The 1,608-nt window shown below is 70.6% G+C and carries 1 protein-coding gene and 1 pseudogene; both read right to left on the reverse strand.

Annotated features, from left to right (window positions below; translation table 11 throughout):
• Positions 1-63 precede the first annotated feature (63 nt).
• Positions 64-708 (reverse strand): dihydrofolate reductase family protein, encoded by a 645-nt coding sequence (locus ACWF94_RS40220; protein WP_453500214.1) that lies wholly within the window; start codon positions 706-708, stop codon positions 64-66.
• A gap of 116 nt (positions 709-824) precedes the next feature.
• Positions 825-1,490 (reverse strand): annotated as a pseudogene (locus ACWF94_RS40225) (PP2C family protein-serine/threonine phosphatase); the annotation flags it as partial.
• Positions 1,491-1,608 lie beyond the last annotated feature (118 nt).

Consider the following 1,608-nt stretch of genomic DNA (forward strand, 5'->3'; position numbering starts at 1 on the left):
CCCCCGGGCCGCGATCCGCCGCCGGGGTCGCGATACGCCCCCGGGGCCCGCTCTGCGGACCGGTCACTTCCGCCAGAACAGGTGGTGTGTCATACCACTCGGGCTGGGCACGACGTCCAGGTGGAACCGGTCGAGCAGCTCATCGGGCGAGTCCCATAGCCGTACTCCGGACCCGAGCTTCACCGGCGACACCGCCACATGCAGGGTGTCGACCAGGTCGGCGTCGAGGAACTCCCGGATGGTGGTGGCCCCGCCGCCGAGTCGGACGTCCTTGCCCCGCGCCGCTTCCCGCGCCTGTTCGAGGACCGCCGCCGGGTCTCCGTCGACGAAGTGGAACGTGGTGTCGGAGAGCGTGAACGAAGGACGCTTGTGGTGGGTCATGACGAACACCGGGGTGTGGAACGGAGGCTCGTCACCCCACCAGCCCTGCCACTCATGGTCCTGCCAGGGCCCGCGCTGGGGACCGAACTTGTTGCGGCCCATGATCTCGGCACCGATGTTGTGTGTGAAGTCCCGGGTGAAGTAGTCGTCGAGGCCCCGGCTGCCCCCGGGATCGGTGCGATTGGGCCAGCTCGCCGTGGCACCCGCCCAGGCCATCAGCCTCTGGGGCTCGACATGGCCGAATGGCCTCTCCAGGGTCTGGTCCTCACCGGCACCGATACCGTCACTTGAGACGGTGAAGTTCTGGACTCTCAGTAGCTGCGCCACGTGTGTTCCTCCTGGGTGCCCGCGATAGCGGTGACAACGGTTGGTACCGGAGATACGACTCTCCGGGCCGGGCGAACTCATCGCCGCGTCCGAGACCGGTGGCCCCGGGCGCCGGACTACGCCGCGATCACGTCGGCGACGACGCAGGCGATGTTGTCGGGGGCGCCCGCGGCGTGTGCGAGAGCGATGAGTTCACCGATGGCGTCGTCGGGGTCGGTGCGTGCGGTCAGGATACGGCGCAGCTCCGGGTCGGCCACGGCAGTGGACAGGCCGTCGGAGCAGAGCAGATAGCGGTCCCCGGCGCGGGCCTCCTGGAGTCGCAGATCCGGGCGGGTGGGTGTCGCGCCGCCGTCGAGTGCCTTGAGGAGCAGGGTGCGCTGGGGGTGTGAGGTGGCCTCGTCGGCGGTGAGGGAGCCGTCGTCGATCATCGCCTGGACGACGGTGTGGTCGTGGGTGATCCGGAAGAGTTCGCCGTCGCGCAGCAGATGGGCGCGGCTGTCGCCGATATGGACGAGGGCAAGACCGGAACCGGTCCACACCATCGCGGTCAGCGTCGTACCGGAGCCGGCGAACCCCCGTACGGCGGCGTTGGCCCGGTACACGGCGTCCTCCAGGGCATTGAGCAGATCCCCGGCCCCGGCGGGGACTCGGGCGGGAACTCCTCCAGGGCCTCCACCAGGGCCAAGGTCTCCGGCAGCCGGCTCGGCGCCGTCGTCCAGAGCCCTGAGCGCGTCGATCGCCGCCGCGCTGGCGGGTGCGCCCTCCTCGGCGCCACCGGCCGCAGGACCACGCAGCGCCTGGGTTCTGTCCGTCCGGCAGGTCAGCGCCTTGCTTCAAGGATCATCGCTCGCTGCTTCGAGGGCGGCGCGTACGGGTACGCGGGCCGGGGCGCTGGTGGCC

This window comes from Streptomyces sp. NPDC055078 (assembly GCF_053607985.1).